The 24,081-nt window shown below is 63.1% G+C and carries 22 protein-coding genes and 2 pseudogenes; 11 read left to right on the top strand and 13 right to left on the bottom strand.

The window, feature by feature from the left end; translation table 11 throughout:
- Positions 1–66: 66 nt before the first annotated feature.
- The 4 genes from ACQR0W_RS04500 to ACQR0W_RS04485 all read right to left on the bottom strand — a co-directional run bounded on the left by ACQR0W_RS04500 (position 67) and on the right by ACQR0W_RS04485 (position 4,288).
- Complete coding sequence (locus tag ACQR0W_RS04500; protein ID WP_434840578.1) at positions 67–525, bottom strand: tautomerase family protein; 459 nt, start codon at positions 523–525, stop codon at positions 67–69.
- A 152-nt stretch (positions 526–677) separates the two neighbouring features.
- Positions 678–2,285 (bottom strand): DUF2306 domain-containing protein, encoded by a 1,608-nt coding sequence (locus ACQR0W_RS04495; RefSeq protein ID WP_316169289.1) that lies wholly within the window; start codon positions 2,283–2,285, stop codon positions 678–680.
- A 173-nt stretch (positions 2,286–2,458) separates the two neighbouring features.
- Positions 2,459–3,118 (bottom strand): TetR/AcrR family transcriptional regulator, encoded by a 660-nt coding sequence (locus ACQR0W_RS04490; RefSeq protein ID WP_316169290.1) that lies wholly within the window; start codon positions 3,116–3,118, stop codon positions 2,459–2,461.
- A 261-nt stretch (positions 3,119–3,379) separates the two neighbouring features.
- The gene (locus ACQR0W_RS04485) at positions 3,380–4,288 is read right to left on the bottom strand and encodes a GntR family transcriptional regulator (RefSeq protein ID WP_316169291.1); all 909 of its coding nucleotides are present in this window, start codon (positions 4,286–4,288) and stop codon (positions 3,380–3,382) included.
- A 101-nt stretch (positions 4,289–4,389) separates the two neighbouring features.
- Between ACQR0W_RS04485 and ACQR0W_RS04480 the strand changes: the two genes are divergently transcribed.
- From ACQR0W_RS04480 to ACQR0W_RS04460, 5 genes are read left to right on the top strand one after another with little or no spacing between them, the layout of a single operon-like run.
- The gene (locus ACQR0W_RS04480; RefSeq protein ID WP_316169292.1) at positions 4,390–5,325 is read left to right on the top strand and encodes a hydroxymethylglutaryl-CoA lyase; all 936 of its coding nucleotides are present in this window, start codon (positions 4,390–4,392) and stop codon (positions 5,323–5,325) included.
- Positions 5,325–6,542, top strand: a complete 1,218-nt coding sequence (locus ACQR0W_RS04475; protein ID WP_316169293.1) for a CaiB/BaiF CoA transferase family protein — start codon at positions 5,325–5,327, stop codon at positions 6,540–6,542. Before ACQR0W_RS04480 ends, ACQR0W_RS04475 begins: the two co-directional genes overlap by 1 nt.
- Before the next feature lie 49 nt (positions 6,543–6,591).
- Complete coding sequence (locus tag ACQR0W_RS04470; protein ID WP_316169294.1) at positions 6,592–7,638, top strand: ABC transporter substrate-binding protein; 1,047 nt, start codon at positions 6,592–6,594, stop codon at positions 7,636–7,638.
- The gene (locus tag ACQR0W_RS04465) at positions 7,635–8,483 is read left to right on the top strand and encodes an ABC transporter ATP-binding protein (RefSeq protein ID WP_410051250.1); all 849 of its coding nucleotides are present in this window, start codon (positions 7,635–7,637) and stop codon (positions 8,481–8,483) included. Before ACQR0W_RS04470 ends, ACQR0W_RS04465 begins: the two co-directional genes overlap by 4 nt.
- A gap of 15 nt (positions 8,484–8,498) precedes the next feature.
- A complete protein-coding gene (locus ACQR0W_RS04460) occupies positions 8,499–9,350 on the top strand; it encodes an ABC transporter permease (protein WP_316169295.1) in 852 nt (283 codons plus the stop codon).
- A 43-nt stretch (positions 9,351–9,393) separates the two neighbouring features.
- Here ACQR0W_RS04460 and ACQR0W_RS04455 read toward each other — a convergent pair whose 3' ends face one another.
- The 3 genes from ACQR0W_RS04455 to ACQR0W_RS04445 form a co-directional block, all read right to left on the bottom strand.
- A complete protein-coding gene (locus ACQR0W_RS04455; RefSeq protein WP_316169296.1) occupies positions 9,394–9,522 on the bottom strand; it encodes a hypothetical protein in 129 nt (42 codons plus the stop codon).
- Positions 9,523–10,183: 661 nt separating this feature from the next.
- A complete protein-coding gene (locus tag ACQR0W_RS04450; RefSeq protein WP_316169297.1) occupies positions 10,184–11,386 on the bottom strand; it encodes a hypothetical protein in 1,203 nt (400 codons plus the stop codon).
- Positions 11,383–12,258 carry a DUF6502 family protein gene (locus ACQR0W_RS04445; protein WP_316169298.1) on the bottom strand — a complete coding sequence of 292 codons (876 nt, stop codon included), beginning with the start codon at positions 12,256–12,258 and terminating at the stop codon, positions 11,383–11,385. Before ACQR0W_RS04445 ends, ACQR0W_RS04450 begins: the two co-directional genes overlap by 4 nt.
- A gap of 116 nt (positions 12,259–12,374) precedes the next feature.
- Here ACQR0W_RS04445 and ACQR0W_RS04440 point away from each other — a divergent pair, with 116 nt between their 5' ends.
- From ACQR0W_RS04440 to ACQR0W_RS04415, 6 genes and pseudogenes are all read left to right on the top strand, one after another.
- Positions 12,375–13,580 (top strand): glycosyltransferase, encoded by a 1,206-nt coding sequence (locus tag ACQR0W_RS04440; protein ID WP_316169299.1) that lies wholly within the window; start codon positions 12,375–12,377, stop codon positions 13,578–13,580.
- A gap of 169 nt (positions 13,581–13,749) precedes the next feature.
- Complete coding sequence (locus tag ACQR0W_RS04435) at positions 13,750–14,304, top strand: hypothetical protein (protein ID WP_316186734.1); 555 nt, start codon at positions 13,750–13,752, stop codon at positions 14,302–14,304.
- Between the two features lie 783 nt (positions 14,305–15,087).
- Positions 15,088–15,489 (top strand): annotated as a pseudogene (locus ACQR0W_RS04430) (recombinase family protein); the annotation flags it as partial.
- 13 nt (positions 15,490–15,502) lie between these two features.
- Complete coding sequence (locus ACQR0W_RS04425) at positions 15,503–15,928, top strand: recombinase family protein (protein WP_316186805.1); 426 nt, start codon at positions 15,503–15,505, stop codon at positions 15,926–15,928.
- A gap of 83 nt (positions 15,929–16,011) precedes the next feature.
- Complete coding sequence (locus ACQR0W_RS04420) at positions 16,012–16,362, top strand: zinc ribbon domain-containing protein (protein WP_316186804.1); 351 nt, start codon at positions 16,012–16,014, stop codon at positions 16,360–16,362.
- Positions 16,363–17,282: 920 nt separating this feature from the next.
- Positions 17,283–17,438 (top strand): annotated as a pseudogene (locus ACQR0W_RS04415) (IS256 family transposase); the annotation flags it as partial.
- Here the strand turns inward: ACQR0W_RS04415 and ACQR0W_RS04410 are convergent.
- The 6 genes from ACQR0W_RS04410 to ACQR0W_RS04385 form a co-directional block, all read right to left on the bottom strand.
- On the bottom strand, positions 17,414–17,881 hold the full coding sequence (locus ACQR0W_RS04410; protein WP_315706495.1) for a transposase: 468 nt from the start codon (positions 17,879–17,881) through the stop codon (positions 17,414–17,416). The pseudogene ACQR0W_RS04415 and the gene ACQR0W_RS04410 sit on opposite strands and share 25 nt — an antisense overlap.
- Positions 17,882–18,290: 409 nt before the next feature.
- On the bottom strand, positions 18,291–19,115 hold the full coding sequence (locus tag ACQR0W_RS04405; RefSeq protein ID WP_315750107.1) for an ABC transporter permease: 825 nt from the start codon (positions 19,113–19,115) through the stop codon (positions 18,291–18,293).
- Positions 19,116–19,267: 152 nt separating this feature from the next.
- Positions 19,268–20,233 (bottom strand): ABC transporter permease, encoded by a 966-nt coding sequence (locus ACQR0W_RS04400; protein ID WP_315706497.1) that lies wholly within the window; start codon positions 20,231–20,233, stop codon positions 19,268–19,270.
- Positions 20,230–21,720, bottom strand: coding sequence for a sugar ABC transporter ATP-binding protein (locus tag ACQR0W_RS04395; protein WP_315706498.1), 1,491 nt, complete (start codon positions 21,718–21,720; stop codon positions 20,230–20,232). The genes ACQR0W_RS04400 and ACQR0W_RS04395 overlap by 4 nt, the downstream gene beginning before the upstream one ends.
- Positions 21,721–21,777: 57 nt before the next feature.
- The gene (locus tag ACQR0W_RS04390; protein WP_315706499.1) at positions 21,778–22,914 is read right to left on the bottom strand and encodes an ABC transporter substrate-binding protein; all 1,137 of its coding nucleotides are present in this window, start codon (positions 22,912–22,914) and stop codon (positions 21,778–21,780) included.
- A gap of 84 nt (positions 22,915–22,998) precedes the next feature.
- Positions 22,999–24,081 carry a 2,3-butanediol dehydrogenase gene (locus tag ACQR0W_RS04385; protein ID WP_315706500.1) on the bottom strand — a complete coding sequence of 361 codons (1,083 nt, stop codon included), beginning with the start codon at positions 24,079–24,081 and terminating at the stop codon, positions 22,999–23,001.

The raw sequence follows: 24,081 nt of genomic DNA, 5'->3' as shown, positions 1-24,081 counted from the left end.
CTTGCAGGCAGTCCGAGCGCTATTTGCCGACGGGCTAACCGCGGCACGGGCGTTGCCGCCCTTCTTTCAGTTGCCCTTTGTCTGCGGTCCCACGGATTGCATGAAATCGCGATCCGCTGCCGGCAGATTGGCTGTCCACGCCGGTTCATCGCCGGCCTCTGGCAGTACGCGACCAAATTCGATCATCTGCCGCGCTGGAAGCTCGCCGACATATACCCATACGCTGCGGTGATCCGCGGCAGAGGCGGCAACCGCGACGGCCTCTGCCATCAATTTGATCATTCGTGTCTTGTCGATCGCAGCGCGCCCGCCTCGGATGTGACCGTAGACAAACACCTGGTCATGCGTCAGTGGCGCGCCGCCCATAAAGTAGTTCTCAGCTTTCACGTCTTCGAAAATGACTTGCGCGAAGTAGGTCGGCGCTCCCGTCACCTCCGCATGGATCCGCGTGATCTCAGCCGCAATCGCACTCTTCTGCCTGCCCGAAAGGCGTCCCTCGATGCTGGAGCAATAATAGGTTGGCATTGACATCACTCCTTTTTGTAGGTGGCCTCTCCCATCAGGAGAAACCCTCTGGTTATCGCACCAGTTGGACTCGTGGGGTCGGGCTCCGCACGTCACGGCGCGTGGGCGAGGAGGACTCGTCCCCGCCCTTGATGGCCACCGCGGCTCCGGTTTCAGCGAGCCAGTCTACTTTGGGTTGCTTGTCCATAGGCCGCGTAGATGAAGGCGCCCATTATCGCCACCAACCATTGGCCAGCGAGGGCCAGGCGGAAGATGTGGCCCTCCCTCGCCCACTGCGCGTCAAATCCGGACGCGCCCATAACGGGCAGTAGAAAGTAGAAGGTGGGCGTAGCCGCGATGCAGGCGAGGACGAATACGCCCCATTCCTTGACCCAGGCCACCTCTCCGCGGCGCAAGGCGAAGGCAAGCAGAACCGCGAACAACAGAGTGGCGGCTCCTCCAATCATGTGCATCGAACCGCCTGCAAGGGTAGCGAAGCTCGGCATACCCATCCGCAGGCCCCAGTACATCAATACAATTCCCGCGACGGCGCCGGAGAACGCCAACGCCCAGGACGACGCAACCAGAACACCGTCCGGTTGCCGTCGGACGAAGGCGATCCACAGCAGATGCGCTCCGCTCAACAAACCAACTAACGTCGCCAGAGCAAACGTCGCGCGGCTTACGACATCGCTTGCAATCACGGTGTCATGAAGGTGGATGACACCCGCCGGGACCAGTTCTCGGGCGCTGAAAGCCTGCTCCAGCGCGGGGGTCACCATGTAGTATTGAACAACAATGGCGGCGGCTGCGACGAGGGCGGGGAAACTCACGAGCGCGAGGTTGCGTGCAAGACGCGCGCGCTTTTCGGAAGCCGCAGTCATGCTTGCGGACTCGGCCCGTCGAACCGGCTGCACCCAGCGGTTGATCGTAAACAGAAGGTAGCCGACCGTCAAAGAAAGGGGGATCAGCACCCCTGTGACGGCATAATTTGCTTCGGTAAAGCGGATACCCGGATCCAGCGCGCCAAAAAGCAGCCAGCCGTAACGCTGGATGGGTGTGCTCAGCAAGAGCCCGTAGCTTATGCACATCCAGGCTTGGTGGTTAGCAATCTGCTTGCGCCACAACGCATGTACGGCCATCCAGAGGCTGAACGATATGCCCAGGGCCAGCCCCCACAGTCCCACGTAGAAAAACAGATGATCCAGCGTGTCGGCAACCGACGTGCGCACAAGATGGATCATGGCGGTGATCATCGTGCCCTGCAGTACGACGATATAGATGCCACCGGATATGCGGTGCCACTTGGGAAAGCGGCGGCGAAAAGCGGGCCAGAATTGCAGGCCGCCGAAAAGCATGCATACGCCGCCCAGCAAGGAATGGACCATGAGCATTGCGGCCTTTTCCTTGCTCATGACATTGTAGACGAGGAGATGCTCGGCGATGCTCTCCTTGCCATAAGCATAAGTGGACGAACTGACCGATCCCACCAGCGCGACCGTGCTGCCAGCGTACTCCTCGACTTTTGAGGGAGTATCCACGGCTTGGCCGGCTTCGGCGGCGTTCAGCAGCGCGATGCGCTTTGCAGCAATCTCAGAATTCCCGGCTCCTTTGTAATACGCGATCCCCGCCATAATCGCCGCGAACCCATCAAGGGACGCAGCCAGGAGGAGCGCCAGCGCGATGGCGCGGAGCAGCCAGATGCGCAACGGAATTGCTGGTAGCCGAACAAGCGGCGTCGACCGGCCCTGAGGCGAATCAGGCAGAACTGATACAGCCATACAAATCCTCCCTCTGTTACGAGCGCCAGTTCAGATGCTGGCGTCACTGCTTGAGCAGCTATAACGATGTTATTAACCGACAATAACATCGTTATAGTGCAGACGCAAGGAGTGCTGAATGTCCCTATTCGTTTCAGGGAACGGGCGTAAGGATCAACAGAGAGCGGATGCCCTCACCTGACGCATGGCGTCATGGAGGTGACGGCGCGTTCCGGCGTGTCGCCGAGGCCAACCAACATATTTATTGCCATCGGGAAAAGGATCTGTTCGACGCTGTCATCAAAGCGAGCCAAGAGGCCAGCCAATTCGAGGGTAATGAACCCGTGAACGAAGCCCCACAGCTGTACCGCGATGACATTCGGATCATCGTCGCGGATCCGGCGAGCCTCGATAAGACGAGTCGCGGCTCGAACCACATGGCCAAAGGCTTCTTGAAATGCAGGGGATTCCGAGCGAGACAGCGGAGTAGGATCATACTCGATCGCCCGATAGGCGCCTCGAGTTGATAGCCCGAACATGAGATCGTAGAGGTGCGGGTTCTGCCGGGCCACGTCGCGGTAACACAACGCCAAACGGAAGACGTCTGTAACGGGATCATCGGTCTTCGGCGTCCCCTCAAAGGCAGAGGCCAGATATCGGAACCCTTGATCGGCAACTGCGCGCAATAGCTCCGGCATGCCTCCGAAATGGCTGTAAACAGCCATCGTAGAGACGCCAGCCTCATTGGCCACGGACCGAGCTTGAACGGCCGCCGGACCTTGCTCGGCCAGCAGCTTGATCGTGGTATGAATCAACTTGGTGCGGAGATCAGGAAACGCCGTGCCGGTAGCCATAATTGACAGTATTACCACTATCGTTGCGCGCTACAGAAGCTCAAAAGAAAAACCTCAAAAGTGTTATTCGGCGTGCATCACAACGAACTTCTGGCACACTTCAATCTGTCCCCTCGTATGTCGTCGGGTCCGCCTCGAACGCTTGCTTCCCCTTTGCGGCCCATAGCCGGCTGTTGCTCCTTCCAGGGATCGCAATCGAACGGCTCAGAAGTTGCTACTTGCTGTTCCGCTCTCCGACTACATGCCGCGGAGCCAAAACGCTCAAGGCAAGCGCGATGATAGCGGACGCTGAAGGTGACTGCGCATCAGCTCGGCGGCATCTAGATTACGTCCTGCTTCGAGCAGATTAAGCAGGCGCAAATGCTCCTCGACGTGCCGGCGCATGCCATCTCGATCGGCGAAGCTGCGATAGGCGAACAGGCGGCGGATCGAGTTCACGCGTCGCAGCGACTCGACGAAGAACGGATTGCGGGCGCCGCGCGCGATCTCCTCGTGAAACTCGCAGCCCGACTGATAGACCTCGCCGATCGTCATCTTGTCGAGCTCGCCACCAAGTACGCGCTGCTGATGCTGGCGAAGCTTCGCGATGACGTCCTGCTGAAGCCCGAAGCCGGGCTGCAGAATCGCTGCCGGCTCGATCACGGCCCGGAAGGCCGCAGCCTGGTCCTGGGCTTCTGGGCTCGACAGCGTCTCGGCGAAGCGCCAGCCATAGCCGGGCAGGCGGGCGATCCAGCCCTCGGCCGCGATGCGATCGAGCAGGCGCTGCAGCTCGGTGCGGCTCAGCGCGTAGCGGCGCATCAGCTCGGCCTCGGTGACGTCGGCCTCGATGCGCCGGTCGAGAACGTCGGCCGCGATGTCCACATAGGCCTGCTCGGCGCGGCTCACCGCGGCGAGCGTCGGGCGTGCCGCACCGCTCGTCGGGCTCTGGGTCAGCACGAAGCCGCGATGGGGCTCGCCCCGCGCCAGCCCCGCCGCCTCCAGGGCCTTCAGCCCGAGCCGGATCGGCGCACGCGACACGTCGAGCGCATCGGCCAGCCTTTGCTCGATCAGGCGGTCCCCGGCCTTCATGCCTTCGCGGCGTGCGAACGCCAGGATCAGGCCGGCGAGCTGCTCGGCGCGGTCGGTCGTGCCCGTCCGTGCAGCGGAGGGCGATGCGTCCCAATCGGTCATGATGCCGAGGAAACCTCTTTCAGCTTGACAGATCGTCGATCAGATTGTTCTTTATATGAAAAATATACAATCGAGAAGCGAGCGACGGGGAAGCAACGCCAATGATCCGTGAGCCGGACGTCCATATCTGCGAGGTCGCGCCGCGCGACGGTCTGCAGAACCTCGACATGTTCGTGCCGACCGAAGCGAAGTGCGCGCTGATCGACGCCATCGCGGCCGCAGGGGTGCGCGAGATCGATGCCGGCTCCTTCGTGCCGCCGAAGGTCGTGCCGCAATTCGCTGATGTCGATGCGGTGATGGCCCATGCGCTGTCTCATCAGGCGACGAGGATCGGCGCGTTGGTCCCCAATTTCAAGGGCGCGGAGCGCGCCATCGCCGCAGGCGTGGACACTATCTATTTCGTGATCTCGGCCAGCGAGACCCATAACCGCGCCAATGTCCGCCGCACCGTGGCCGAGCAGGTCGAAGCCTTCCATGCCGTGCGCGCCGCGATCGATGCCCGGCCGGCCGCCGAGCGGCCGCAATTGATGGGCGCGATCTCCACCTCGTTCGGCTGCTCGCTCGAAGGCGATGTCAGCGAGGCGGCGGTCTGTGATCTGGCGCGCCGTTTCGCCGAGGCGGGCGCCGACGAGATCGGGCTCGCCGATACCGTCGGCTACGCGACGCCCATGCTCGTCAAGCAGATCGTTGCGGCCGTCCGGCGCGAGGTCGGGCCGGATGTCACGCTGCGCCTGCACCTGCACGACACGCTCGGCGCCGGCCTCGCCAACGCGGTCGCCGGCCTCGAGGCCGGCATCCGCCGCTTCGATGCCGCGGTCTCCGGGCTCGGCGGCTGTCCGTTCGCGCCGGGCGCACGCGGCAACATCGTCACCGAGGATCTCGTGTTCATGCTCGAGCGTATGGGATTGTCGACCGGGATCGATCTGGACCGGCTGATGCTCACGCGCGAGATCCTGGCCCGTCACATCGCGCCGAAGCACCTCACCGGCCATCTGCACGAGGCCGGCATCCCCAAGGTGCTGCGGAGGGCAGCGTGATGGGCGCGGCCCGAGAGCACGACGCTCCGCTTCGGCCGCTCGAGGGCGTGCGCGTCGTCGAGTTCAGCCAGATGGTGATGGGTCCGAGCTGCGGGCTCATCCTCGCCGATCTCGGCGCCGACGTGATCAAGGTCGAGCCGATCAAGGGCGATCGCACCCGCTCCTTCAAGGGACCGGCGGCCGGCTTTTTCGCCACCTATTGCCGCAACAAGCGCAGCATCGCGCTCGATACCTCGACGGCGCAGGGCCAGAATGTTGCGCGCAGGCTGATCGCGCGCAGCGACGTGCTGATCGAGAATTTCCGCCCCGGGCTGATGAAGCGAATCGGACTCGACTACGAGTCCGTGGCGGCGTTTGCCCCGCAGCTGATCTACTGCTCGCTGAAAGGCTATCTGCCCGGACCTTACGAGAACCGCCTCGCGCTCGACGAGGTCGTGCAGATGATGGGGGGCCTTGCCTACATGACCGGCCTGCCTGATCGTCCGATGCGCGCCGGAGCATCGGTCAACGACATCATGGGCGGCATGTTCGGGGTGATCGCGATCCAGGCCGCGCTGGCCGAGCGTCAGCGCACCGGACGTGGCCGTTACGTGCAGAGCGCGCTGTATGAGAACAACGTGTTCCTGATGGCGCAGGCCATGATGTGCGAGGTCGTCACCGGCCAGCCCTCGATCCCCTATTCGATCAAGGACAGCCCGTGGCCGGTCTACGACCTGTTCGACACCAAGGACGGCTCGAAGCTGTTCGTGACCATCGTCGGCGAGGAGCAATGGGTGGCGTTCTGTCGCGCCTTCGAGCGCACGGAATGGCTGGACGATCCGCGCTTCGCCACCGCGCAGGGCCGGGTCGATCATCGCGGCTGGCTGATCCCCGAGATCGCCGCGATCTTCAGGACGTGGGCGAGGGACGATCTCGCCGCGGTGCTGGAGCGGCTCGAACTGCCCTACGCGCCGGTCAACAAGCCCGGCGACCTGTTCGACGATCCGCATCTCAACGCATCGGGCGGCCTGACCGAGATCCGCATGCCCGACGGCCGTCGCGCCAAGACGCCGGTGCTGCCGGTGTCGCTGGACGGGCAGCGGCTGCCGAACCGCTACGATCCGCCTGATATCGGCGAGCACACGCGCGACGTCCTGGCCGAAATCGGGCTGCTGCCCGACGAGATTGGCGTGCTGGAAGCGGACGGAACGATTTCGCCTACGAAGCCGCCAGGTTGAGCGGTCACGTCGCACATCGTCGAGAACATAAGAACTGCGGGAGGATTCCATGACGATCACACGGCGCCGCGCGCTCGCGTCCGGCGCGGCCTTCGCGGGCGCTTCGCTGCTGCCAGGACGGCTGCTGGCCGAGACGCGGCCTGCGTCGATCGCGTTCGGACCGGTGTCGCCGGTCTACGCGATTGCAATGATCGCGGAGCTGAAGGGCTACTTCAAGGACGAGGGCCTCGATCCCAAGCTCCTCACCGGCAATTCCGGCACCTTCGGCCGCCAGACGCTCGCCGCCGATCAAGCGCTGTTCGCGCATGGCGACGCCAGCCACCCGCTGCAGCTCACGGCACGCGGCAAGCCGTGCAAGATCCTGCTGGCAACCGAGATGGTGTGCTCCTACGCCAACATCGTGGTGCGCCGGGATCTCTACGACAGCGGCATCACCTCGGTCGAGGCGCTCGCCGCCTCCAAGCGCGCCGACGGTGCGAAGCCGATCGTCGCCGCCACGGCGATCGGATCGGGCACCTGGGTCTACGGCACCTATGTGTTCGAGTCGCGCGGCCTGGGCGACAAGGTGAACTGGGTCGCAGGCGGCGGACCGAACACGATGTTTCCATCGCTGCAGACCAAGCAGTTCGACGCCATCATGGCGCCGCCGAGCTGGATCGTCGAGGTCGAGAAGAAGGGTTTTGGCAAGGTGATCTACGACACCTCCAAGCCCGGACTGTTCGAGAAGGATTTCGGCGGCACGGTCCCGGTGCTCGTCATCTACGCCTTGAAGGACACGATCGAGCAGGACAAGGCGCTGGTGCAGGCCTTCGTCAATGCGATCACCCGCGCCATGGCCTGGGTCAAGGCCACGCCGCTCGCCGAGGTGCAGGCGCTGGTGACGCCGAAGTACTTCTCCGGCATCGATCCCGAAGCGGTCAGCGCCGAGCTCGGCTTCGACACTTCAACCTGGGCCTATGATGGCTTTATCGACCAGGCGTCCTATGCGCGCGGCGCCAAGCCCTGGTACCGCAAGGGGACGGACATTCCCGAGATCAAATATGAGGACATCGTCGATCCCAGCTTCCTCGCGGCTGCAAAGGCGAAGACCAAATGATGCCGCCCTCCAATGCAGGCTACGCCACGGTGCGCGGCGCCGAGAGCCCTGCCGCGGAACGCACCCGGATCGCGGTGCAGGGCTTGATGAAGACCTACAGCACCGGCGGAAGCGAATTCGTCGCCGTCGACAACGTGTCCTTCGATGTGCGGGAGGGCGAATTCGTTGCCCTCCTGGGTCCGTCCGGTTGCGGCAAGAGCACGATCCTCAACATGGTCGCCGGGCTGCTGCCGCGCTCGGGCGGGCGCATCCTGATCGACGGCGACACGGTCGAGACCGGCAAGGTGAATCCCAGGGTCGGCTACGTGTTCCAGCGCGACACGCTGTTTCCGTGGCGGACGGTGGAGCAGAACATCGGCTACGGCCTGGAGATCGCCGGCGTGCCGAAGCCGGAGCGCGCGCAGCGCGTCACCGAGGCCATCGGCAAGGCCGGGCTGACCGGCTTCGGCCGCAGCTTTCCGCGCATGCTGTCCGGCGGCATGCGGCAGCGCGTGGCGCTGATGCGCACGCTGATCCTCGCGCCGGAGATCCTGCTGATGGACGAGCCGTTCGGCGCGCTCGATACCCACACCAAGCTCGAGATGCACAAGACCCTGCTCGAGATCTGGGAGCGCGAGCGGCAGACCGTGCTGTTCGTGACCCACGATCTCGGCGAGGCGCTGACGCTCGCCAGCCGCATCATCCTGCTGTCGGCCCGGCCCGGGCGCCTCAAGGACGATTTCGAAGTGTCATTCCCCAGGCCGCGCGATCCCGTGAGCCTGCGTGAGACCGCCGAGTTCGGCCGGCTCTATTCCCATATCTGGCATTCGCTCGGCGAGGAATTCCGCCGCACCAAGGCTGACTGAGAAGGCTGACCGATCATGTCGACCCGTCGCGCCGCCATCCTATTCTGGCAGATCGCCATCCTGGTCATTGTGCTCGTGGTCTGGCAATGGGGCTTCGAGTGGAGCAAGGCGCTGCTGCCGAAGGCCTACGTGCCGAAGATCCTCGATCCCTACTTCGTCGCAAAGCCCTCGCTGATCTGGCAGAGCTTCCTGCGCCTCGGCTGCTTCAGCGATCCCGCCGGAGTCGTCGCCTGCATCGGAGCCACCGACAACAATCTGTGGACCGCGACCCTCGTCACGCTCAAGAACACCTGGTGGGGTTTTCTGTTCGGCGCGCTGACCGGCATCGCCGCCGGCGTGGTGCTCGGGCGGTCGGACTTTCTCGCCCGCGTGTTCGGTCCCTACATCATCGCGCTCAACTCGATCCCGCGCATCGCGCTGGTGCCGCTCGTCATCCTGATCTTCGGTCTCGGCGATCTCTCCAAGATCGCGACCGCATGGCTCGTCGTGTTCTTCGTCGTCTTCTTCAACACCTTCGAGGGCACCCGCGCGGTCGACCGCGACCAGATCGCCGCGGCCCGGCTGATGGGCGCGAGCGAGCTGACCGTGCTGCGCACCGTCGTCGTCCCGTCCGCGCTGGCCTGGGTGTTCGCCTCGCTTCTCCCGGCGGTCTCCTTCGCGCTCGTCGGCGTCATCGTCGGCGAGTTCATCGGCGCCGAGCGCGGGCTCGGCAAGCTGATCATCGAGGCCGAGGCCCGCGCCAATGCGAGCGAGATGATGGTGGCGATCTTCATCATGATGTTCGTCGGCATCCTGCTGGCGCTCGCCGTCCAGTCGCTGCAATCCTACTTGCTCCGCTGGCAGCCGCAGTTCGAGCGCGCGGCCTGACCAAGACGACTGTCCATAGCTCGTCTCGGACTGCTGATCCCGCTCAGCGCACAACCCGAAGGTCAATGAGCTCGCGGCAGAACGTAAGCGCGTAGAGGCCGAGCTTGCACAGATCGCGGCCGGTTCCGACATCGTCACCGTGCACCCGGCGGCGATCGAGCCGGCCGATCATGTCAAGATCTGAGGCCATGTGCAGCGGCCGGACGCTTACATCGGGCGTCTCTCCGCCTTCATCTTCGACGTGATCGTCTCCTCTGTTCGATACTACACGGCTGCACACGAGCGGTCGACAACATAGCATTGGTCCGGCTTCCGTCGTGATCTCGCGGCGATGACATCTGGTGGTCCATCCAGGAGTCCGTGCTCAGCCCCGCCTGGCAAGCGGGCGCACATGTCCTCGTCAGGATCACGGGGCAACACAGACAATTAGCGCGCTCGACGTCTCAATCGAGTTGTCGTCGCCGACAAGATAGCGTGCTCTCCGCATCCGCTTCGATCCACCAAACGTCTCTCCGCCGATCAGCAGAAACTCAGCCAATCTTCTGTCGTCGCACTGTCTGCGAGACGGCGCTCGCCAGAGCGGCGAGCGCCGTCGGGTTGTTCATATTCTGGTCAGCCGCGGGCTCGTCGCTCCGTGCGTCGCAGAAACCTCGCGCGGCGGATCCACCCGCATCGCCACGCCCTTGGGAATCGGGGAGGTCTTCACGACAGCCATTCTCGGCCGAAATCGAACACCCCACCCTTTGCAGATCAATTACTTAGCTCGCCAAAAAATCGCAAAATCCCGATTTGCGAGCGCGCGCCTCTCGCCCGCTCTGCCAAATCTTCGTTGTTCATCGCCGGCCGCGGCCGCCGCCCAGGCCAGGAGGACTGCCGCCGCCCAGGCCGGGAGGACCGCCACCGCCAAGGCCGGGAGGACCGCCACCGCCAAGACCGGGAGGACCACCACCGCCAAGACCGGGAGGACCACCACCGCCAAGGCCGGGAGGACCGCCACCGCCCAGCCCGGGAGGACCGCCGCCGCCCAGCCCGGGAGGACCGCCGCCCGGCACAGTAGCGCCACCGCCCGGGACGTCCGAGCCGCCGGGCGTCGCGCCCGGAGTTTGCTCGGATCTCGTACCTTGGATCGAGTCACCCGGAAATTTGTTGACGGATTGGATGGATTCAACCCGCAAGCCACGGGAACTGTCAAAGGTGGCGTTCACGACCACGCGGGCATTGCCTGAGGATGCGAAGCGACTATCGTCATGCGCGACATAGCCCGAGCCGAATTGCAGATAGCTGCCGATGCGGCGGACATAGCCTTCGATCGACAGACGATTCGCGCCGAAGAAATCAGAAAGGTTGTCAGCCCTTATGCGCGAGATCTGCATCACCCCTTGCGTAACGCGGCCCTCAGCCTGAACACGTTGTCCGACGAGTGCGGCATCGGCGCCGTTGAGTCGCAGCCCGCCTATTCGCAGGCCGCCGCGATCGCGTTCGAGTGGTCCGGAAACCCGCGTTGTCGCGTTAAGGCGTTGCTCGACCAGGCTTGAGACGATCACGCCGTCGATGCGGCGCACCCCGAAGACCGCGACATTGGCGCCCGGATGGCGCCAGCTTTCGTGGCCGGCCGCTATGATCCGCTGGCCCAGCACGGTCATCTCGCCGTCCCTGACGCTTTCGATCGGCCCCATCACCTCACTGACCACGTTGACGCCGCGGGTGATCAGCGAACCGTTCGCCTGCGGCAGCGCCAGCACACGGGCCAGATGTCCGATCTTGAGCGCCTTCGCCGATACCGGTTCGCCATCGATCCGCACCGGAACGTTCGGCGCATAGCTGATGCGTTGGCCGTTGACGAAAATGCTGCCGAAACGCTGAATGACGCCAACAATGCCGGTGCCGCCGATGCCCTGATCGTGGCCACGGGTGATACCGGTGCCGCCGATACCCTGATCGCTGCCGCGGCGCACCTGTGCCCAGGCGGAGGACGATCCGGCAAGCCAGAGTCCCATAAGCAACGAGCGGCGCGAGATGACGGGCTGCCTGGTCATGACGAGCCGCCTTCGTCAGCATCACCATTCGCCGCGTCGTCCGGACCTTCGCTGTAAATGTAGATGCCGAAATTCCAGCGGTGGTCGCCGCCCTTGTCCCTGGCGAGCGCGCGGTTTGCTTCCCGGTTGGCGATCTTCAGGGCGTCCATGGCCAGTTCGCGCGAACGCCCTTCGAGACGTTTTGCGAGCTTGGCCGAAAGACCGTCATAGTGCACCGCGCGTTCGAGGAAACGGGGTGCTGGCCCGGATACGTTTTCGGCGGCTGCCGCGATATGATCATGCAGATTACGGCCGAGATAGTGCCATTTGCGCTCGTCGTCGCCGCGCGGAACGAAGCCGGTGTCCACCAACACGATCTCTTCATCGCCGTTGATGGTCACGAGTTCGCGGTCCAGCCATTCATCCAGCACTGCGCGCGGGCGGACATCCTTCGTGATCGAACTGACGAGCTGCTCGAACGAGGGCGCATCGCCACTGGCCACGCGCGGCAAGGGGAGCGGATCGCCCTTCCCGTCCGTGAACTCCGGAGCGGCGAGCCAGCGTGCCATGATCGCGCTGGTCAGCGACAGAGTGGCAGGCGTTTCATTGACCGGCGCACCGGCGCCGCGCAGCCGCGCAACCTCCTTGCGGTGAATTCCGGTGAGCAGACTCACGCGGCTGTCGGTCTGCTCCTTTCCCTCCAGGGCAAAGTCGTGCTCGGCAACATTGACGAAGAGTTCTCGCAACAGCTGAGCCAGCTCAGGAAATGTCATTCCGCCGCGGATGCATAGCCGAACGAGCGGGCGCAGCAGGCGCGCCAAGGGCGCGCGCAGGCTCGCCGCCGCAATCGGCTGATGTGAAGCCGACTTCGATCTCCGGGATTTGGCGTTCATGGCGAAATTGTAGCGGCGAGTCCCGTGGGATACAATCCCACTTTTCCGTCGAGATCAATTGACGTGTGAAATTTTCCCACATATACAGGAGGCGCTCAGTCATGGAGAGTTCGGCTATGCTCGCTCCCTCTCGGCGCCTCTCGGTGCTTCACATCTTCAATGACTGCTATCCCGACCTGTTCGGCGGAGCCCCGTCGGTGATCCGCGACATATGCGCAGGACTGAAAAACGCGTTCACCGCCTGCGTGCTGGTCTGCTCCAAGTCGAACGGGCAACGGCGCATCGTCGTGAACGGCGTAACGATCGAGCGCGTGCGCTCGTTCGGCGATGTATGTTCGCTTCCGGCCGCGCCGACTTATCCGCTGCGGTTGTGGCGCCAGGTCGCCGATCACGATCTACTCGCGCTTCATGCACCGTTTCCGCTCGCCGATCTCATGCTCGCCCTGGGGTTGGGCCGCGATCGACCTTTGGTCGTGCACTACCATGCGGACATCGCTTCGCATGCTGGACTGAGGTGGTTTGTGAAGCAGCTGTTGCGCCGGACGCTGCGGCGGGCGAACGCAATCATCGTGTCCAATGCCATTCTGCTGTACAACAGCCCGCTGCTGCAGGAATTCGCTGAGAAATGTCACGTCGTTCCGTTCGGCGTCGATGCCTCGAAGTACGATTGGCCAGAGCCGCGCGACAATGACGCTGCCGAACGCGATCGTGGACGGCTCGTGCTGGCTTGCGGGCAACTCGTCCCCTACAAGGGCTTCGATGTGCTGGTGCGAGCGGCGGTCGGCCACCGCTTTGAGGTCTGGATCATCGGCGAGGGTCCAGAACGGGCACGGCTTGAACGAATGATTCATAGCCTCGGCGTCGCGGATCGCGTCCGCCTGCTCGGCTCCGCTCCGAAGGCCAAACTCGCCAGTCTCATGTGTACAGCGGACGTCTTTGTCCTGCCGTCCCTGACCAATGCGGAAACATTTGGCATCGCTCAACTGGAAGCGATGGCGGCGGGACGGCCGATCATCAATACATGGCTTGACACGGCCGTTCCACGCGTGGCGCGCCACGGCATCGAGGCCATTACCGTTCCACCCGGCAATCATGTTCGGTTGGCGGAAGCGATCGAAACATTGCTCCGCGATCCGGAGCGGCGCTGGCGCATGGGCCATGCCGCCCGGCTTCGCGCAACGACGCAATATTCCGTCGACGCCTTCGGGAAAGGAATCGAAACTGTCTATCGCCATGCCGTGACGACTAAGGCATCAAGCCGGTCGACCCTGGCTTCGCGTCCCGGAACAATCGGAACGGGTCCGGAAAATCGATATTGCTGAGACTGATTGTGCTGAAACTCGTCGAGCAGGCTCAGCTCGCGATCACGATCCGTGAATAGTCAGGAAGGAGCTACTTATGTACTCGCAAAGCATACCTCTCGTAGAGAATGCGTGGGACGGGCCTGCGCGCGATCCAAACGCCCGATTCGATCCGCGGATTGGACGGCCCATGAAACCGCCTGGCCGTTCTCCTCGCCCCTCCGGCGTCAACGACGACAATATCGCGAGCGACCGGCCGTCGATTGGCAGGCGAACACTCCACACCCTTGCCCGGTTTGTTATTGCAGTTCTCATCGGTATCGGCGCCACCCTTGCCTGGCAGTCCTACGGTGACGCAGCAAGGGACAAGGTAGTGGCCCGGGTTCCATCGCTGGGCTGGTTGTTATCCGTCTCGACGACGAAGTCGCCAGCCGTTGCTTCAACTGCCCCGGACCCGATGCAGCAGCTTGAGCCCCTGGCGTTCAATCTCGATGTCGTGCGGCGCAGCGTAGAGCAACTCACCGCCAAGCAAGAGCTGATGGCCCAGAACATTGCGACACTGCAAGCTGTCGCAGACGACATCAGACAGAGAATGTCAACAACCCCGCCTTCGTCGCTGTCCCAGCAGCTAGCGGCCCCGATCTCGCAGCATAAACCCTCGCAACCCAGGGCGCAGTCATCGGCTGTGCAGTCGTCAGTGCCTCGTCCGCTGCCCTCTGCCGGACCACCCCTGCTCCCGCGCTGATGGCCCAGATTGCCGGCGGGCTTCTTATTGATGGGACGTAGACGCGCGCGGCATGACGGTGCGTAAGCTGCGCCTCAAGTCGTGTATCGTGAATTTGTCGATACCCGCTTCCCAGCTCTCGGAAAATGCATTGTGTACCAATGATGGCTTCCGGACAACACGAGGTGGCCCCCTGATTGCCAAGTGATCTTAAGGTTTCCTGGAATCGCCCTCTGTTTCAGCCTAGAGAGGATGTTGCCCCCAACGGGCCGCACCAGTCTCGCACCAGAACGATCCGAACAAACCGCAACGAACTCAATCGAAAACGAACGAGAACGCAGCAAAATCAACGAAGCCGATCGATACCTTGCCGCCCATAACGGCCCGGTCGCAGCCCTAGCGTGATAAGGTCTCACGGACGATCAACGCGTTAGCGGGATCAGTACTTACTTCAAATCCTCACGCACCAATATCGAGGCAGTCTGTGAAGCTCCGGCAAACCTGTTCCCGCAATCATACTGGATAATTGAGCTTCTTTTTCTTCGCTGCGGCATCCAGCTCTACGGCTCGAACTTGGCAACCATTCCTCTCTTTTACTCCCGCAGCATAACCATGGGGCATGATCAGCACGATCGATATTTGCGAGGTGTGCTCCGCCGAAAACGACGGAGCTCCTTACGCGTGCAACGTCCTGGAGCACGACCGTGCGGACCCCTGATCGCAAATGGTCCTTGCCGGCGAGTCCAGATAGAGCGATCTTACGTCTCGCACGTGCACTTGCTCGGATAGCAGCGAGGGAAGATCATGAACGCGAGATCGCTTCCCGACGGGAAGAGGAAGACGGCGGCGATTTACGCTCGCTTCTCCACCGACCTGCAAAACGAACGATCGATTGAAGATCAAGTCTCGCTCTGTCAAAGCTACGCGGAGCGCGAGGGCCTCGAGGTCGTCAACATTCACGAAGATCGCGCGCGGTCTGGCGGTTCGGTCATGGGACGCGACGGCCTTCTGCGGTTGCTTGATCAGGCAAGGGACAGATGTTTTGAAGTCGTTATCGTGGAGGCGCTCGATCGCTTGTCACGCGACATGGAGGATCTCGCAGGCATCCACAAGCGCCTCTCGTTTCTCGGTATTGAAATCAGAGCCGTTCATGAGGGTGTCGTGAACACTGTGCTTGTCGGACTGTGGGGATTGGTTGGCCAGCTCCACCGTGAGGACAATGCGCACAAGGTGCGACGCGGTCAGGCTGGCGGAGTTAGTCAAGGTCTCGCCGGCGGCGGCGGAACCTATGGCTACGCGCCTATCGCCGGCAAGAACGGAGAGCGGGCAATCGTGGAGGCCGAAAGCCGAGATCGTGCGGCGGATCTTCCAAGACTATGTCAACGGCCGAACGCCACGCGACATCGCACACGACCTAAACGGAGAACAGGTACCGCCTCCGCGTGGGCGATCATGGAACGCCTCGACTATCAACGGAAACCGCATGCGCTGCTCGGGCATCTTGCAGAACGAGCTCTATGTGGGGGCGTCTCGTCTGGAACAAGGTGCGTATGGTGAAGGATCCGGACACTGGCAGGCGCCTCTTCCGACCAAACCAAAAAGAGCGATTGGAGAACCGTCGAGGTGCCACACCTTGCCATCGTGAGCGCCGACGTGTTTGAGGCGGCACAAAGACGCAAGGGCGAACGCAGTTCCACCCATCCGAGCCATCAGCGCCGTCCCCGCAGGATGCTGTCCGGCCTTCTGCGCTGCGGAGCCTGTGGGTCGGGCCTGTCAACGAATGGCTGCGACAAGTCTGGACGGGTTCGTGTTCGATGCTCGGCAGCCAAGGAAAGCGGTACCTGTCCTGATGCGAAGACTTTCTACCTCGACTCGATCGAGCGGGCGGTTCTTGGCGGTCTGCGTGCCGAAATGCGCTCGCCGAAGGTGATTGCGGAGTATGTGACAACTTACCTGGAGGAAAGGAAGCGGCTAGCAGCCAGCCCTCCGCTCCGCAGCCGATTGCGCTCCACCCCGTCATTCTTAGACGATACGAAGAGCAATTGGCGCGGCTCGAAAATGCGCTCGGCAAAGGTGTGAGCGCAGGCGACGAGGAGGCTGCCGAAGCAATTCGAGATCTTGTGGAGACGGTGACGGTGTCGAGAGATGACAGGCGCCCGGGCGGGGTCTGTGTTGAAATTGCTGGTCGTCTCAACTCGCCGATTGGCGGGGAGGCATACCCAAGCAGAGTAAAGGGAGTGTGAGGAAAGGTGGTAGCGGGGGTCCGCTACATCGTGAAGCCCACTATCGCAGAAGCCCTATTTTGTTACAGGAGAGCAGCCTAATTCGGAAGGTCGGATCTCGAAGACCCGCCCAAAAACCGCCGTTCGTGAGCGATCAGTGGCCGCCAAATGGTCGGCCGGCAAGTCGAGTAGGATAGCGGCCTTAGTCTCCTGGCCAATTGACGGCATGGACCTCGGCCGCAGGACCAAGCGCCGCAGCACCCGATAGGCCGTGAACCGGCTCAAGGCCTTAGCCGTCCGGGGCCTATCGCATTATCAAACATCGATCTTTGCCGCGCCAAGCGGCGAGACCGAGGGTGGCGAGGTAGGCCCTTGGTGAGGATCCGGAGGCGACTTCGGGTGGACGCTAGGGCGCCAGAAGGGTCGCGCTTCGGTCACGACGGAGAAGACGCACAGATTTCCTATCGCGGTACGGAGGCGGTTCAGGTGAAGCCCGTCAGGGCCACGCGTATCAGTTGCCCGAGGTTGTGCAGACGAGATTTACTCTGCATGAGACTTCCGCCCGCGACCCAGAGCCGTCGTTGCGCTTGTCCGGGTTGCCGCTTTGCGATACTTTTAAGGGCGGTGTTCCCGGGCGTGGTGTAACTTGGTAGAGCAAAGCCGTCCGCCCGCGCGCTCTCCCATAGCGCCGTAGCGGGCGGACGGCTTTGCGGTGGTCACCGGTGATTGCCCGGTAGGGTCGGGTTGCTGACACCAACTCGATTCGAGGAACCACCGATGACCGACGAGATGATGAACCTTCGCGCGCTCGTCGAGGAGGCCCCGGACGCGGATCTTCTGCGCGAGATGATCGGCTTTGCCGCCCAGCGGTTGATGGAGATGGAGGTCGCCGGGCTGACTGGAGCCGCCTATGGCGAGAAGAGCAGCTCGCGCGCGCGTGCGACGTTGTCGGTGCAGGCGCCTCGCGCCAGCAGGCCGTAGTGGCGGATGCGGCGGAGGCGAGCACGTGGATGAGGAAGCGGCGAATGAACTCGTCCGTCGCGAGCGTCATCCGCTTTTGACGGTCGCGGCCCTTCGACGCGGTAATCCTTCCATCTGAAGGTGACGCCTTGCTGGCCGCAGGCGAGCAGGCGGCTGTTGGCGATAGCGACGCGGTGGGAATAGCGCGACAGATAGGCCAGCGCTGCCTCGGGGCCACCGAACGGACGCTTGGCATAAACGACCCATTCCATCTTGCCCGACGCTGCCAGCAACGTTGCTAATGATTGTTCTCCGGCGAGGTGGGCGTCGTTGCCGAAGATCAGGCGCCCGGCCTGGTGGAGGGTGGCCAGGCGCTCCAGGAACAGCCGACGGAACAGGCGTGAAAGCGCCCGCACTGGCAGGGAAGAATCCTGGCCGCCAGGACACCCAGCGCTGGCCGTCGGGCGAGATGCCGCCGCCCGGTACGATCATGTGCACGTGCGGGTGGGGTGGGTCATGGCCGCTGGTGGCTGACATCCAACGCTCGGCAAGTTCTCCATGAACCAGCCAATATTGTCGCTGACGGCAATCGTAATGAACACGGAATGTCCTCAGCAATCGCCGAATAACAATGCGCTTGTGGAGACCTCTTCCGCAGGGGCTACAACACGTGCAACGCTCCGGTCTGTCCGCTCGTGCAACAAACTTCGGTGCAGCGGCACAATCAATTGGACTTTTTTGAGAGTACCCGGTTTTCTACCCGGAACAGTTTCCTCTCAATGCTCGCTCATGGTGGGTTTCCTCTCATCGCATCCTTAGAAAACGCTATGGTGCATCTCTACGAGTGTAGATTGCAGCAGCGAGGACAATGACGACGCCCTTGATGATCAATTGGACCTGGACCGGCACGCCGAGCAGCACCACTTCGTTGGCGAGGATGACGATGATGGCGGCTCCCGTGAGGGCGCCAAGGATCGAGCCGCGGCCGCCCCGCAGCGACACCCGTCCGACGACACAGGCTACGATCGAGTCGAGCTCGTACCCCTGCCCGACCCAGTTGTCGACGAGCCCGACATAACCGCTCAGGATCAGCCCGGCGAGCGCCGCAAGGCAGCTCGAGATCAGGTAGCAGCCGATCATGACCGCGTCGGAGCGGATGCCAAACAGGCGCCCCGTCACTGGATTGCCGCCGACAATGAAAATCCTCCTTCCGAAAGCGGAACGGTGCAGGACCCCAGCCAGCAAGACCGCTACGAACAGCAGAACGAGTACGTTATAGGGCACGCCGTGAAATTTTCCGGAGCCGAGCAGCCGCAGTACCGGCGGCACGTTGCCGGACGGCGCGCCCTGCGTGTAGGCGAACCTGAATCCCTGGAGCAGGATCATCGTGGCGAGCGTTGCCAGGAACGGGGACACCTGACGCTTGGTGACGAGAAAGCCGTTGAGCAGGCCAACGCTGACAGCGACCACCAAGGCCGTCGCGACGATGGCGGGGACATTCTGGTCGAGGCCCGAGAAACCGGTCGCGATCACGGCGGCGGTCGCCATCATCGAGGCGACAGAGAGATCGAGGCCGCGAACGATCATCACCAGGCTTTGCCCCATGGCTGCGATCGCGAGCGGCGCGACTTGTAGCAGCAGGTTGGACAAATTACCGGGACTGACGAAGGCCGGTGAGATCACGCCACCAAGCGCGAGCAGCAGCGGCAGAGCGAGGGCTGTGCCATAGCTTTCCATGACGCTGCGGACCGACCAGGACGGGGTGACGGAGCCGGCGATTTCTACGGAGCCTGACATCCTGCTCACCCGATCCTGCGGCGTTCGACATAGATGGAGACGGCAAGGATGATGATGACCGCCTGCGCGACCAATTGATAGTGCTTCGACACGTCCATGAAGTTGAGCAGGTTGTTCAGGAGCGTGATCAGAAAGGCGCCGAACAGCGTGCCGATCACGCCGCCTTTGCCACCGCTCAGCAAGGTACCGCCGAGCACGACCGGAGTGATCGAAGCCAAGGTGTAGTTGACGCCGGTGTAGGGCTGTCCAACGCCGAACCTCGCGGCGAGATAAAGCCCGGTCGCCCCGCAGCAGAAGCCCGAGATGCCGTAGACCAGCATCAGGATGCGCGTCCGCCGCAATCCCACGAGACGCGCGGAATTCGCATCATCGCCAAGGGCGTAGATCTGGCGGCCGAGCGGCAAATATCGCAGCAGCAGCGCGACCAGGATGCCAAGGACGACTGCAAGCGTCGCTCCGATGGGGATGCCCGAGATGCGTCCATAGGCGAGCACGGTGAAGCTGCGCGGCACCCGACCGACCGGTCCCAGTGCGTAGAGCAAGGTCACGCCTTGCAGGACCGCGCCCATGCCGAGCGTCACGATCAGCGGATGAACGCGCAAGGTGACGACCAGGCCGGCGTTGAGCACGCCGACGAATGTCCCGAGCGCGAGCACGCCGAGCACGACCGGAACGACCCGATCCGGATTGCCGTTGATCAGGCCTGATGTCAGGCAGGAGGTGAGGCTGATCAGCGAGCCGACCGAGAGGTCGATGCCGCCGCTGAGAATGGTCAGGGTTTGCCCGATACTGACCAGCGCAAGGTCGGTGGTCTGCTCATAGACATTGAGCAGGTTGCCCAGCGTCAGGAATCGGTCGGAGACCGTTGCGCCAACAAGATATACCGCGCAGATCAGGACGAGCACGCCGGCAAGCCCCGCATTGCTGCGCAGCCACCAAGGCATCGCGAGACGGGCGGCGATCGCGGTCATGCGGCGCGCTCGCTCGTGGCCAGGTACATGATGCTTTCCTCCGTGGCGTCGCATCCCGGCAGCTCGCCGGCGATCCGTCCCTCGCGCATGACAATCACGCGATCGGCCATGCCGATGACCTCGGTCATTTCCGAGCTGATCATCAGGATTGCGAGGCCTGAATCGGCAAGTTCGCGCATGATCCGGTAAATATCGGCCTTGGCGCCGACGTCGACGCCGCGTGTCGGTTCATCGAGGATCAGTATCGACCTGCACAGGCGTGCCCAGCGCGCGATGATCACCTTCTGCTGATTTCCGCCCGACATGGTTGCGACCGGCGTTGCCGGTCCGCGGCAGGCGATGCGGTATCGTTCGATTTCGTGGGCGGCGATCGCCAGTTCGCCCTCGCGATCAATCACTCCGTAGCGGGTGACCTCGCCGAGTGCTGGCCCAGTGATGTTCGCAGCAATGTCGAGCAGCATCGCAAGCCCCTGCGACTTGCGATCCTCGGTGACGAGGCCCATGCCGAGCCCGATCGCCTTGGCGGGCGTCATTGCCGTAAAGCGCTCGCCGGCGATGTGGAGAGTGCCCTTCGAGATAGGAGCTGCGCCGAACAGACCGAGCGCCAGATCGGTGCGTCCGGCGCCGACCATGCCCGCCAGCGCGACGACCTCGCCTGCATGCAGTTCTATCGAGACGTCACGGACCCGGTCGCCGACGCAGATGCCGTCGGTGCGTAGCACGGGTTGATCCGGTCGCGACGCGGTCGAGCGCGGGGGAAACAGCTCGCCGAGATCGCGCCCCACCATCATCGAGATCAGCCGTTCGCGCGTGACGGCGACGGTATCCGTCGTGCCGACCAGACGGCCGTCCTTCAGGATCGTGGCACGATCGCACAGCGCGAAGACTTCGTCGAGCCGATGCGAAATGAAGAGAATGGACACACCGGCCTCGCGCAGCCGGCGCAGGCGCTCGAACAACAGTTCGACCTCGCGCCCGGCAATGACGGCGGTGGGCTCGTCGAGGATCAACAGGCGGACATTGTGCGTCATCGCGCGCGCGATCTCGACCATCTGCTGGTCGGCGACCGAGAGAGAGGCCACCGTCTCGCGAGGGTCAAGGGTGATGCCAAGCTTGCGCATCAGCTCAGCGGCCTCTTTCCGTGTCCGTCCGTGATCGACCAGGCCGAGCGCGTTGCGCCGCTCGTTGCCGAGGAAGATGTTCTCGGCGACGGACAACTGCGAAAACAGCGCGAACTCCTGATAGACGACGTGGACTCCGGCGAGCTTCGCCTCGCGCGGTGACGACCATCTCACGCGTTGACCGGCGAGGGTGATCTCGCCTTCGTCGGGCGCAACCGCGCCGGCGATGATCTTGATCAGGGTGGATTTGCCGGCGCCGTTCTCGCCGAGCAAGCCGTGGATTTCGCCAGGTTTGACGTCTAAGTTTACGCCGTGGAGGGCGCGCACGCCGGGAAAACTCTTGGAAATGGCCTTGAGTGTGAGCATTCGGTCCGTCTTGCCCCTTTGGCGTGCCGGCCTCGCCGGTACGCCATTGTTCCGGGTTCAGTGCGGATAGTCGATCTTGAACGTGCTCGGATTGTAGGTCGGGCCCATGCCGCCGGACACGAGCATGTCGTCGGGACCGTCGGGCACGATGTGCTGCTCCGCATACATGTCAGGCTTCGGAATGGAAGGCGTCTCGTCACCGTGGGTCAGAACGATATTGCTGTTGATGGTATAGACGCAGGGCACCGCGGCGCCGGACAGCACCTTGAGCGCGACGTCGAGCGCCGTGCCCATCATCGCGGGCGGATAGTCGATGTCGAGCAGCGGGAACTTGTTCTTGATAGCCATCTTCATCGGTCCGTTCATGTCGGCCGAGGTGATCGGCGGAATTTCGCTTCCCTTCCAGCCGGCATCGAGAAAGGCCTCGATCGCACCGGGCACCTGCAATCCGTGCGGCGAGAACACGGCATTGATGCTATGGCCGTACTTGGCGATCATGGCCTGCATCACCTGCTTGCCCTTCACCGGGCTCCAGTCGGAGTAGACGGTCTCCAGGATCTTGATACCGGGATAGGCCGAGAACACCTGCATCGCTGGTTTGACACGGTTCTCGTTCGGGCTGGAGCCGGCCTGGCCTCCGAGGATGATCACGTTGCCCTTGCCGTTCAGCTTCTCGACGATCCATTGCGCGAACAGGCGCCCCATCATCGCGTCGGACGCTGTGACGAAGGTGACGAAATTGTCAGAATCCACCCGGCGGTCCACCATCACGACGGGGATGCCGCGTTCGGTCGCCTGGGTGACGGCGGGATCGAGCGCCTGCGACGTGTTGGCGCTGACGATCAGGAGATCGACGCCGCGGGAGACCAGATCCTGGATGTCGGCGACCTGCTTGGCATCGTCATGGCCCGCATCGGTGATCAGCAGCTTCTTCACGACGTCGGCATGGTCGTGCGCAGCTTTCTGAAGCGAGTGCAGGCCAACCACGCGCCAGCTGTCGCCGAGGCCGGCATTGGAGAAGCCGATGGTGTAGGGCGGCGCCTTCTTGAACTTCGCGGTGTCGCGAATGCAGACGTCGAGCGCTGGATTGAACAGGAACGTGCGCGGCGCGCCGGAATATTCCGCCTGGACGGCAATTGGTGTCACCATGGCCAGGCAGGCCAGTGACAGGCAGCTCGCGATAGTCACTCTCATTGGTGTTCCTCCCCTTTGGTTTCACTGATCGTGGCGACTTGAGCGTCGCTCTGGACAATCAACCCTGGTCTTGCCTACGCCGCCTCACGACGGTGCCGCCAGCTGCGTCGACACGAGTATCTTCAGCTTGTCGTTGCTTGGCGCAGTGAGGACGTCGAAGCCTTTCGAGACCACGTCCTCGGCGCGGATACGGCCATCGATGATCTTCGAGATTGGCAGCTTGCCAGACTCGACCAGTCCGATGATGCGCGGCCACATCGTGATCGGGTAACACCAGGTTGCCTCGATGGTGATGTCCTTCAGGGCCCACAACATCGGATCGGTCGAGGCTTTGCCGACGTGCAGGCCGGCCTGCACCACGACACCGCGCCGCCGCACGGCTTCGACGCAGGTGTTCAATGCGCTTTCGTTACCGACGCATTCGATGGCGACGTCGACGCCGACATTCTCTTCGGTCTGCTCCTTGACGCGCGCGACCACGTCCGTCGTCTTGGGATCGTAGACGCCGGCGCAAATACCCCAGCTCTCGATCGTTCGACGCCGCGATGCGTTGGGCTCCGACACGTAGATCCTGGCGGCGCCGGCTGCGTGGGCGCACAGAATGGTCAGCGCGCCGATCGGGCCTGCACCTGCGATCAGCACGGTGCTGCCAGCCTGGACACCGCCGCGGTCGACCGCATAGAGCGCGACCGCCGCCGGCTCGATCATGGCGGCTTCCTCGTCGGTGATGGAGTCGGGCACTTTCGCCGCATTGTAGTCGTTGATGACGGCGAGATCGGACATGCCGCCCCAGGCCCAGCTGAGGCCGATGCAAGCCATCTTTTCGCTGAGATGGTTGAGACCCCGCCGGCTGTAATAGTCGTTCATCGGCATCATCAGCGGCTGCACCGAAATACGGTCGCCGCGCCGCACATGAGTGACGTCGCGCCCGACGTCCAGTACCTCGGCCGAGAACTCATGTCCCAGGATCTGCGGCAAGGTTGCTGCAGTGAACACGTGCGGCGACGCGGGCGTGACGATCGGCCCTGCAATGTATTCGTGGAGGTCCGTGCCGCAGATGCCGGTCCACAGCGGCTTCACCAGGAGCTGGCTGGCGCCCATCTCCTTGGGCTCATCGACGGTTTCGACACGGATGTCCTTCCGTCCGTAATAGCGAACAGCCTTCAC

Source organism: Bradyrhizobium sp. HKCCYLRH1034 (genome assembly GCF_051168375.1).
Lineage (GTDB): Bacteria > Pseudomonadota > Alphaproteobacteria > Rhizobiales > Xanthobacteraceae > Bradyrhizobium.
Note: the sequence above shows the minus strand (reverse complement) of the source record. Positions and strands in the feature narration are given on the sequence as shown.

Excerpts from the sequence above, each read along its gene's own strand:
- ACQR0W_RS04500 (WP_434840578.1), bottom strand. The coding sequence starts at position 525 with ATGCCAACCTATTATTGCTCCAGCATCGAGGGACGCCTTTCGGGCAGG.
- ACQR0W_RS04495 (WP_316169289.1), bottom strand. The coding sequence starts at position 2,285 with ATGGCTGTATCAGTTCTGCCTGATTCGCCTCAGGGCCGGTCGACGCCG.
- ACQR0W_RS04490 (WP_316169290.1), bottom strand. The coding sequence starts at position 3,118 with ATGGCTACCGGCACGGCGTTTCCTGATCTCCGCACCAAGTTGATTCAT.
- ACQR0W_RS04485 (WP_316169291.1), bottom strand. The coding sequence starts at position 4,288 with ATGACCGATTGGGACGCATCGCCCTCCGCTGCACGGACGGGCACGACC.
- ACQR0W_RS04480 (WP_316169292.1), top strand. The coding sequence starts at position 4,390 with ATGATCCGTGAGCCGGACGTCCATATCTGCGAGGTCGCGCCGCGCGAC.
- ACQR0W_RS04475 (WP_316169293.1), top strand. The coding sequence starts at position 5,325 with ATGGGCGCGGCCCGAGAGCACGACGCTCCGCTTCGGCCGCTCGAGGGC.
- ACQR0W_RS04470 (WP_316169294.1), top strand. The coding sequence starts at position 6,592 with ATGACGATCACACGGCGCCGCGCGCTCGCGTCCGGCGCGGCCTTCGCG.
- ACQR0W_RS04465 (WP_410051250.1), top strand. The coding sequence starts at position 7,635 with ATGATGCCGCCCTCCAATGCAGGCTACGCCACGGTGCGCGGCGCCGAG.
- ACQR0W_RS04460 (WP_316169295.1), top strand. The coding sequence starts at position 8,499 with ATGTCGACCCGTCGCGCCGCCATCCTATTCTGGCAGATCGCCATCCTG.
- ACQR0W_RS04455 (WP_316169296.1), bottom strand. The coding sequence starts at position 9,522 with ATGATCGGCCGGCTCGATCGCCGCCGGGTGCACGGTGACGATGTCGGA.
- ACQR0W_RS04450 (WP_316169297.1), bottom strand. The coding sequence starts at position 11,386 with ATGACCAGGCAGCCCGTCATCTCGCGCCGCTCGTTGCTTATGGGACTC.
- ACQR0W_RS04445 (WP_316169298.1), bottom strand. The coding sequence starts at position 12,258 with ATGAACGCCAAATCCCGGAGATCGAAGTCGGCTTCACATCAGCCGATT.
- ACQR0W_RS04440 (WP_316169299.1), top strand. The coding sequence starts at position 12,375 with ATGCTCGCTCCCTCTCGGCGCCTCTCGGTGCTTCACATCTTCAATGAC.
- ACQR0W_RS04435 (WP_316186734.1), top strand. The coding sequence starts at position 13,750 with ATGAAACCGCCTGGCCGTTCTCCTCGCCCCTCCGGCGTCAACGACGAC.
- ACQR0W_RS04425 (WP_316186805.1), top strand. The coding sequence starts at position 15,503 with ATGCGCACAAGGTGCGACGCGGTCAGGCTGGCGGAGTTAGTCAAGGTC.
- ACQR0W_RS04420 (WP_316186804.1), top strand. The coding sequence starts at position 16,012 with ATGCTGTCCGGCCTTCTGCGCTGCGGAGCCTGTGGGTCGGGCCTGTCA.
- ACQR0W_RS04400 (WP_315706497.1), bottom strand. The coding sequence starts at position 20,233 with ATGACCGCGATCGCCGCCCGTCTCGCGATGCCTTGGTGGCTGCGCAGC.
- ACQR0W_RS04395 (WP_315706498.1), bottom strand. The coding sequence starts at position 21,720 with ATGCTCACACTCAAGGCCATTTCCAAGAGTTTTCCCGGCGTGCGCGCC.
- ACQR0W_RS04390 (WP_315706499.1), bottom strand. The coding sequence starts at position 22,914 with ATGAGAGTGACTATCGCGAGCTGCCTGTCACTGGCCTGCCTGGCCATG.